The sequence below is a fragment of the Klenkia terrae genome (assembly GCF_037083865.1).
GTDB classification, from domain to species: domain Bacteria; phylum Actinomycetota; class Actinomycetes; order Mycobacteriales; family Geodermatophilaceae; genus Klenkia; species Klenkia terrae.
Genome location: NZ_JBAPLV010000051.1, coordinates 1 through 8,430, shown reverse-complemented (window position 1 = coordinate 8,430; position 8,430 = coordinate 1). Strand labels below are relative to the sequence as shown.

General features: G+C 74.7%; 7 protein-coding genes and 1 pseudogene. 3 read left to right on the top strand and 5 right to left on the bottom strand.

The window, feature by feature from the left end:
* Window positions 1-64: 64 nt before the first annotated feature.
* A pseudogene (locus UXQ13_RS23245) lies at window positions 65-1,195 on the top strand (glycosyltransferase family 4 protein); the annotation flags it as partial.
* Window positions 1,196-1,299: 104 nt separating this feature from the next.
* On the opposite strand, the gene rfbG reads toward UXQ13_RS23245, so the two are convergent.
* Window positions 1,300-2,511, bottom strand: a complete 1,212-nt coding sequence (gene rfbG, locus UXQ13_RS23240; protein WP_336393083.1) for a CDP-glucose 4,6-dehydratase — start codon at window positions 2,509-2,511, stop codon at window positions 1,300-1,302.
* Between the two features lie 55 nt (window positions 2,512-2,566).
* Between rfbG and UXQ13_RS23235 the strand changes: the two genes are divergently transcribed.
* Window positions 2,567-3,781 carry a class I SAM-dependent methyltransferase gene (locus UXQ13_RS23235; RefSeq protein WP_336393082.1) on the top strand — a complete coding sequence of 405 codons (1,215 nt, stop codon included), beginning with the start codon at window positions 2,567-2,569 and terminating at the stop codon, window positions 3,779-3,781.
* Window positions 3,778-4,716, top strand: a complete 939-nt coding sequence (locus tag UXQ13_RS23230) for a TIGR03621 family F420-dependent LLM class oxidoreductase (protein ID WP_336393081.1) — start codon at window positions 3,778-3,780, stop codon at window positions 4,714-4,716. Before UXQ13_RS23235 ends, UXQ13_RS23230 begins: the two co-directional genes overlap by 4 nt.
* A 4-nt stretch (window positions 4,717-4,720) precedes the next feature.
* Here UXQ13_RS23230 and UXQ13_RS23225 read toward each other — a convergent pair whose 3' ends face one another.
* From UXQ13_RS23225 to UXQ13_RS23210, 4 genes are all read right to left on the bottom strand, one after another.
* Window positions 4,721-6,061, bottom strand: a complete 1,341-nt coding sequence (locus UXQ13_RS23225; protein WP_225234226.1) for a protoporphyrinogen/coproporphyrinogen oxidase — start codon at window positions 6,059-6,061, stop codon at window positions 4,721-4,723.
* Window positions 6,058-6,738, bottom strand: coding sequence for a PIG-L deacetylase family protein (locus tag UXQ13_RS23220; RefSeq protein WP_336393080.1), 681 nt, complete (start codon window positions 6,736-6,738; stop codon window positions 6,058-6,060). Before UXQ13_RS23220 ends, UXQ13_RS23225 begins: the two co-directional genes overlap by 4 nt.
* 3 nt (window positions 6,739-6,741) lie before the next feature.
* A complete protein-coding gene (locus UXQ13_RS23215) occupies window positions 6,742-7,605 on the bottom strand; it encodes a sugar phosphate nucleotidyltransferase (protein WP_225234224.1) in 864 nt (287 codons plus the stop codon).
* 10 nt (window positions 7,606-7,615) lie between these two features.
* Window positions 7,616-8,430: class I SAM-dependent methyltransferase (locus UXQ13_RS23210; RefSeq protein WP_336393079.1), on the bottom strand; the 815-nt coding region annotated here is incomplete at its 5' end.

Below are 8,430 nucleotides of genomic sequence, written 5' to 3'. Positions count from 1 at the left end.
TGGTCGACGCCGACATCCAGGCCCTCGACGACCAGCTCTCCGGCAGATCAGTCCGGGTCGACTCATGACCCGCCTGGACGTCACCGTCGTCGGCCTGCACTACGCCCCCGAGCACTCGGGCAACGCGCCCTACACCACCGGCCTGGCCCGGCACCTCGCGACCGAGGACATGGACGTGACGGCGGTCGTGGGCTACCCGCACTACCCGGAGTGGCACCTGCACCCGGACTACCTGCGCCGACGCCGCGTGGAGGTCGACCACGGGGTCACCGTGCGCCGGCAGCGGCACCTGGTGCCGGCTGAGCCCACTGCGCTCACCCGGGTGGTCATGGAGTCCACGTTCGCGGTCAAGACCGCGTGGCAGCTGATGCGCCGTCGGGCGGACGTCGTGGTGGCGGTCAGCCCGGTGCTGCTGTCCCTGCTGCCGGCGGTTCTGCTGCGCCGGGCGGGTGGCTACCGGCTCGGGGTGTGGGTGCAGGACCTGTACGGCGCTGCGCTGGCCGAGACGGGACTGGGCGGGGGTCTGCTCACCCGCGCCACCGCCTGGCTGGAGATCGCGCTCCTGAAGCGGGCCGACTCGATCTCCGTCATCCACGAGGTCTTCCGGCGCCGGTTGGTCGAGGCCGGCATCGCGCCCAACCGGATCGAGGTCATCCCCAACTGGTCGCACGTGTACGTCCCCGAGGACGTCGACGTCCCCGCGGTCCGGGCCCGCCTGGGCTGGGGACCCGACGAGGTCATCGCGCTGCACGCCGGCAACATCGGCGTCAAGCAGGGCCTCGACGGCCTCGTGGACGTCGCCCGGCTGGCCGACCAGCGCGGCAGCCGGGTGCGGGTCGTCGTCATGGGTGACGGGTCCCAGCGGGCGCACGTGATGGCCCTGGGTGCCGACGTCGACCGGCTGACGTTCCTGGCGCCACTGCCGGACGGGGAGTTCGAGACCGCCCTCGCTGCCGCGGACGTGCTCGTGCTGCACGAGAAGCCCGGGCTGGTCGAGATGAGTGTCCCCAGCAAGCTCACCAGCTACTTCACCGCCGGCCGACCGGTGGTCGCCGCAACCGATCCCCGCAGCGGGGCGAGCTCGCTGATGGCCGCCGCGGGAGCCGGCCGGTCCACGTCGGCCGGGGACGCGGCCGCGATCCTGGACTCGATCGAGCAGGTCGCCGCCGACCCGGCCGCGTCGACGGCGATGGGTGCCCGGGGCCGGGTCTACGCGGCCGAGCACCTGACCAGCGCCGCCTCTCTGCGCCGCTACACCTGCTGGGTGCACCAGCTGGCGGGGGACGGCCAGCTCGTCCCTCAGCCGGTGGGGGTCACGTCGCCGCTCGACCGGGAGCTGTCCGCGTCGCTCCTGGACGGGCCGGGGCCGGCGCCGGCGCGGCCCCGCGTGGCGCTCCCGGACACCGCGCCCTCGAACGCCGCGATGTCCTCGCGGCAGAGGTCGCGCGCACTGGCCGGCTCCGCCCCGAACCCGCGGTACCAGTCGGCGGTCCTGCCCAGCGTCTCGCCCAGCCGCCAGGTCGGGGTCCAGGACAGCGCCCGCGCGGCCAGCTCGACGTCCAGCCGGAGCACCCCGGCTTCGTGACCCAGGTCCTCGTGGGGCTCGCTGCGCCAACCGCGGGAGCCGTCGGCCAGCGGCCCCCACGCGGTGCTGAGCCCGTCGACGAGCTCGGCGACCGTGGCGTCGTCCTCGGGGTGCGGGCCGAAGTTGTAGGCGCCGGCGAGGGCGTCGGCGTCGTCCTGCAGCAACGCCGCGGCCAGCGTGAGGTAGCCCGACAGCGGCTCCAGCACGTGCTGCCAGGGCCGCACCGCGTGCGGGCTGCGCAGCACCAGCTCGCCGCCGCGGGCCGGGGCCCGGGCCAGGTCGGCCACCAGGCCGTCCTCGGTCCAGTCCCCGCCGCCGATGACGTTGCCCGCCCGGCCGGAGGCCAGCCGCACCACCGGACAGCCCGCCGCGGCCTGGGCCTGCGGGTCGAAGTAGGAACGCCGGTAGGACTGGACCACCAGCTCCTGGGCGGCCTTGCTCGCGCTGTACGGGTCGTGCCCCCCGAGCGGGTCGGTCTCCCTGAACGGCCGGCCGGACTCGTCGTTCAGGTAGCACTTGTCGCTGGTGACCACCACGACGGCGCACGGCCGGTCGGCGGCCCGCACCGCGTCGAGCACCGCCGTCGTGCCGTCGACGTTGACCGAGAACGCCTCCGCCGGGCGGCGGTACCCCTCGCTCACCACCGTGCGGGCAGCCAGGTGCAGCACGACGTCGGGCCGGGAGCGGGCGACCACGGCGTCGACGGCGTCCCGGTCGCGGACGTCGCCGACCACGTGGTCGTGCAGGACGTCGGCGACCCCGGCGACCTCGAACAGCGCCGGGTCGGTCTCCGGCGCCAGTGCGTACCCGGTGGTCCGCGCGCCCAGCGCGGCCAACCACAGCGCCAACCACGAGCCCTTGAAGCCGGTGTGCCCGGTCACGAGCACGTCCCGGCCACGCAGTGCCGAGGGATGAGGAGCGGTCATGGCCGGACCTGGTAGGACATGGTGCGCAAGCCTAGGACCGACCGAGGGGGTCACGGTGCCCGACGAGCCCGCCGGTCGTTGCCGATCCTGCCGCGACGCCGCCGTCACCACCGTGCTCGACCTCGGGCACCAGCCGGTCGCCGACGACCTGGCCGACAGCCCGGACGACGCACGCGGTGCTCCTCGGCACCGGCTGGCGGTGGGCTGCTGCCGCAGCTGCGGGCTGGTCCAGCTCGACGCCCTGACGCCGGTGCTCGCCCACGCCGCGCACGGGCACGGGAGCGCCTTCTCCGGCACCGTCCTCGACCACGAGGCCGGGTGGGCGGCCGAGCTCATGGCCGACCTGCCCCCCGCGGGCCGGGTGCTGGACGTCGGGTCGGGCTCGGGCGGGCTGCTCCGCCCGTTCGCCGCGGCGGGTCACCAGGTCCTCGGGTGGGAGCGCGACGGCGCCCTCGCCGACCAGGCCACCGCAGCGGGCACCACCACGACGGTCCGCGACGGCAACGTCCGGGGTGCTGCCGTGCCCGAGTTCGACCTCGTCCTGGCCAACCACACGCTCAGCCACGCCGACGACCTCGACGCCGCGGTCGAGGTCCTCGCCGGCTCGCTGGCCCCCGGCGGCCGGCTGGCGGTCGAGTTCCACTCGGCCCTGGGCATCCTCCTCGGCGGTCAGGTGGACGTGGTCTGCCACGCCCACCGGAGCTACCTGTCGCTGACCGCCCTGACCGCGGCACTGGGCCGGCACGGGCTCACCGTGACCACGGCCCGGCCGTTGACCCTGCACGGCGGCGTCGTCCGGGTGCAGGCCCGGTCCACCGCCGAGGGGGCGCGGCCCGAAGGCGGCGTCGCCGAGGTGCTGGCCGCCGAGGCCGAGGCCGGGCTCGGGGACCCCGCGGCCTGGCGTCCGCTGGCCGACCGGACCCTCCGGCTGCCCGACGCGCTGCGCGATGCGCTGGCCGGGCTGGGGGACGGGGTACGGGTGGCCGGCTACGGCGCCCCCACCCGCGGGACGACGCTGCTGAACCTCTGCGGGCTGACCGCGTCCGAGCTGCCGCGCACCGCCGACCGCTCGCCGGCCAAGCAGGGCAGGTTCCTCCCGGGTGCGGGCACCCGGGTGTGCGCGCCCGAGGAGCTCGCCGCGGACCCGCCGGACGTCGTCCTGGTCCTGGTGTGGCCGCTGCGGGAGGAGGTGCTGGCCCAGCTCGCCGACCTGCGTGCCCGGGGCACCCGCTTCCTCTTCCCGCTGCCCACCCTGGAGCTCGTCCCGTGACCCGGCCCTTCCGCTTCATCGCCCCGGCCCCGCGGTTGGGGACCGACCCGGCTGCCTGGCGCGCGGAGGTGCGCCGGATCGAGGACCTCGGGTTCACCACGATGTCCATCGGTGACCACCTCAGCAGCGGCTGGGTGCTGGAGCCGCTGACCGCCATGACGGTGGCCGCCGAGGCCACCACGTCCCTGCGGGTGCTGTCCCTGGCGCTGGCCAACGACTACCGGCACCCGGTCCTGCTGCACAAGGCGCTGGCCACCCTGGACGTCTTCAGCGGCGGCCGGGTCGAGGTCGGCATCGGCGCCGGCTGGATGGCCGCCGACTACACCGCGGCGGGCATCCCGATGGCCCGCCCGGGCGTGCGGATCGACCGGCGCGAGGAGGCCCTGGCCGTGCGGACCGGCCTGTTCGGGCCCGCGCCGCTGACCTTCGCCGGCGAGCACTACCGGGTGCAGGACCTCACCGGTCTGCCCCGGCCGGTGCAGGCGCCCCGTCCGCCGCTGCTGGTCGGCGGTGGCGGCCGCCGGATGCTGGAGCTGGCCGCCCGGACCGCCGACGTCGTGGGGGTGCACTGCACCCTGCGCTCCGGGGTGCAGGACTCCGAGGCCGTCGCGGACCTGACGGCCGAGCGGGTCGCCGAGAAGGTCGGCTGGGTGCGGGAGGCCGCCGCCGCCGCCGGTCGCGACCCCGAGCTGCAGTTCAGCGTCTACCACAGCCGGGTGGGACGGGACGCCCCCGCGCCCAGCTCGAGCTTCGCCGCCCTGATGGCCGCCGCGGGCGACACCCTGGCCGACTCCCCGGCGGTGCTGGTCGGGGACGTCGACGAGTGCGTGGACCGCCTGCAGGAGGTGCGGGAGCGCTACGGGTTCAGCTACCTCAACCTGGGGGCCGACCTCGACGGGCTGGCCCCCCTGGTCGCCCGGCTGGCCGGGACCTGACCGCTCAGCGCAGCGCGGCGGCGGGGGTGCGGGCGAGCACCTCGGCGGCCGCCCGCTCGCCGCTGAGGTAGGACTCGTCGGTCCAGGCGTGGTCCCAGTCGCCGTAGCGCCCGCACCGGGCGATGCCCACCTCGGCCAGCCAGGCGTGCACGGTGGCGACGGCGTCGGCCCGCTGGTGGTCCCAGATGACGTTGGCGTACTCGATGTTGCGGGCCTCGGCGACCAGGACCTCGTCGTCCTCGCGCAGGACCCCCACCCGCCGGAGGTCGGCCAGCACCCGCTCGACCACCTGCTCCGGGGTCTGCTGCAGCGGCTTGTAGCGGTGCGAGTGGTAGACCTCGGCCTGGATGGCGCCCGCGCCGGCCGGTACGACGTGCGGGGAGAGCATGTGCGGGAAGTTCAGCCGCGGGAACACCACGTCGGGGTCGTAGTAGTAGGTGATGTGCGCCGGGGACAGGTCCTCCCGCGCGACCCCGACGTTGACCACCATCGCCGAGCTCCACGACAGCGCCGCGGCCGCGGCCAGCACCGCCGCGGGTGCCCCGTCGACCAGCGGCACCAGGTCCGGCAGCGGGATGGAGGAGATGATCGCCTCCGCGGTGACCGCGCTGCCGTCGGCGAACCGCACCGTCCCGGCGGCGGGGTCGATGCCCACCACCCGGTGGTCCAGCCGGACGTCCAGCCCGCGCCGCATCCCGGCCAGGTAGGCGCCGAACCCACCGCGCTCGGGGTAGCGGAACTCGGTGACGTAGTGCTTGTGCTCCCGCGGTGCGTCCAGCGCCCCGGTCAGCATCTCGGTGAGGTCCGGGCGGTACATCCGCGGACCCAGCCACTCGGTCGTCACGTTCTCGGGCTCGGTCGTGTGGTACTTGCGGCCGTAGACCATCGGGAAGGTCTCGGCGAACGTGCGGCCGTAGGAGGAGACCAGCCAGTCCGCGTAGTGCTCGACGGACCGCTGCGGGCCGGTGGACTCCGCGACGAAGTCGGCCAGGACGTCGACGACGAGCTCGGGGGGCAGACCGTGCAGGTTGAGCTGGACCGGGTGGCGCACCCGGTGCCCGCGCCACACGTTGTCGATGTGGGCCTGCACGGTGCGGAACCGACCGTCGACGGCGTCGGCGAAGACGCCGGCGACCCGCTCGTCGGAGGTGAACGACAGGTGCGGTCCGTCGTCGAACAGGAAGCCGTGGCCGGCGTCGAAGGTCGCGGTGTGCCCGCCGGCGTAGGACTTCGCGTCGAAGCAGACGGCCTCGCGGCCGGCGTCGCGCAGCGCGTGGGCCGCGCCCATCGCGGCCATGCCCGAGCCGAGGACGGCGACCGGGACAGGAGTGGGGTCGGAGCTCATGCGCCGGGCCTCTCGGGGGTGGTGGGGGCGAAGGCCAGGACGGCCTTCGCGCAGCTGAACGCTTCGGCGTAGGACGAGGAGCACTCGACCCCGCGCAGCCGCGCGAGCCCGAGGAAGACCTCGTCGTCGTACCAGGCGCGGCCCCGCTGGGAAGGGTAGGACGCCGCCAGCAGCTCGGCCTTGCGCCGGGCGGTGGCCGGGTCGAGGGCCACGTACACCGGACGGCGGCCCAGGTCGCCGTCCCACTTGGGGATCTCGTAGCCCAGGGTGAGCACACCGCGGAAGACGGTGGGCAGCAGCTCGGCGATCAGCCGGTGGTCCTGGTGGCTGTCGTCGGGGCCGGGACCGATGACGAGGTCCGGGCGGGGGGCGGCGGCGGCGTGGTCCTCCAGCACCTGCTTGACCGCGTCCCAGTGCGCCGGCAGCCGGCCGTCGGGCAGGTCGTGCACGGTCACCGTGTGCCGGGCGCCGGCGAGGAACAGGTCGGCCGCCGCCCGCGCCTCCGCGGCGCGCTCGGCGGTGCCGGTGAGGACGAGGACGTCGACCTCGGTGTCGGGTCGCTGGTCCACCAGCTGCAGCAGGGTGCCCCCGGCGCCGATCTCGACGTCGTCGGGGTGCGCGCCGACCGCGAGCACCCGCAGCGGACGGCCGAGGTCGGCGGGGAGGAGGTCCAGCACGGCTCAGATCCGGTCGAGGGCGCCGTCGAGGGCGGACGGGGTGCGGTCGACGTCGGTCACCGTCCGGGTGCCTGCCTCCGGGGTCGCGGCGGCGGACGGCTCCCACACCGCCCACGGCCGGCGGCCGGACTGGTAGAGCTCCTCCAGCTGCGCGTGCTCCTTCACCGTGTCGGCCGGCACCCAGAACCCGGCGTGCCGGTAGGCGGCGAGCTTGCCGGCCGCGGCCAGCCGGGCGAGCGCGCCGTCGACGAGGTCCTCCCCCGGCAGCAGCGCGTCGAACAGCTCGGGCCGGAAGACGAAGAACCCGCCGTTCTCCCAGATCGGGAACCGGCTCACCGGCTGCAGCCCGGACACCCGGTCGTCCTCACCGATGTCGAGCACGTGGAAGGAGGACTGCGGCGGCACCGCGGTCAACGACGCCGTGGCGTCGCCGGCCAGGAACGTCGCCACCACGTCGGGCAGCGGGACGTCGCTGAGCACGTCGGCGTAGTTGGCCAGGAAGTACTCGTCCCCCTCGACGAGGTGCCGCACCCGGCGCAGCCGCTCGCCGATGCTGCTGTTGAGCCCGGTGTCGACGAAGGTGATGGTCCAGTCGGTGAGGTCGCTGGAGAGCAGGTCGACCTCACGCCCCCCGCGCAGCACGAAGTCGTTGCTGGCGGTCTCCTCGTAGTGGAGGAAGTAGTCCTTGATGAAGCCGGCGCCGTAGCCCAGGCACAGCACGAACTCGGTGTGCCCGTGGTGGGCGTACCAGCGCATCACGTGCCAGATCAGCGGCCGACCACCGATCATGACCATGGGCTTGGGGACCGACGAACCACCGTCGCGCATCCGCATCCCGTGGCCACCGCAGAACAGGACGACCTTCACGGCGAGCTCCTCAGTCGATCTCGAGTGCGGGGATGGGGACCACCAGGCGGGTCCCCCAGTCACGGACGTGGGCCAGCTGCGCGCTGATCTCCGTGCGGAGGTTCCACGGCAGGATCAGCACGTAGTCCGGCCGCACCTCGTCGATGGCCTCGGGCGGCAGGATCGGGATGTGGGTGCCCGGCAGGAACATGCCGTGCTTGTGCGGGTTGCGGTCGACGGTGAAGGCCAGCAGGTCGCTGCGGATCCCGCAGTGGTTCAGGAGCGTGTTGCCCTTGCCCGGGGCGCCGTACCCGACCACCGTCCGCCCCTCCGCCGCGGCGGCGGAGAGGAACGCCACCAGGTCGCGCTTGACCCGGTCGACGACGGCGGCGAACCCGCTGTGGCCCTCGAGGGTGTGCAGCCCGCGGGCCGCCTCCTCCGCCAGCAGCGCGGCCACGGCCGGGGTCCCGGTGCCGGCGTGCTGCTGGTGCCGGGCCCAGATCCGCAGCGAGCCACCGTGGGTGGCCAGCTCCTCGACGTCGACCACGACCAGACCGGCCGTGGCGAGCACCCGCTGGGCGGTGAGCAGCGTGTAGTAGGAGAAGTGCTCGTGGTAGATCGTGTCGTACTGGGCCCGCTCGATCAGCCGCATCAGGTGCGGCACCTCGATGGAGAGCCACCCGTCGTCGGCGAGGAGTGCGGCCAGACCCGCGGAGAAGTCCCGGACGTCGGGGACGTGCGCGAAGACGTTGTTGGCCGCCACCAGGTCGGCCGGACCGTGCTCGGCGCGGACCGCCGCGCCCTCCTCCGCCCCCAGGAAGGCCACCCGGGTGGGCACGCCGCGGG

What these genes read in the sequence shown, in the direction of transcription:
- rfbG (WP_336393083.1), bottom strand. Translation starts at nt 2,511, where the DNA reads ATGACCGCTCCTCATCCCTCGGCACTGCGTGGCCGGGACGTGCTCGTG.
- UXQ13_RS23225 (WP_225234226.1), bottom strand. Translation starts at nt 6,061, where the DNA reads ATGAGCTCCGACCCCACTCCTGTCCCGGTCGCCGTCCTCGGCTCGGGC.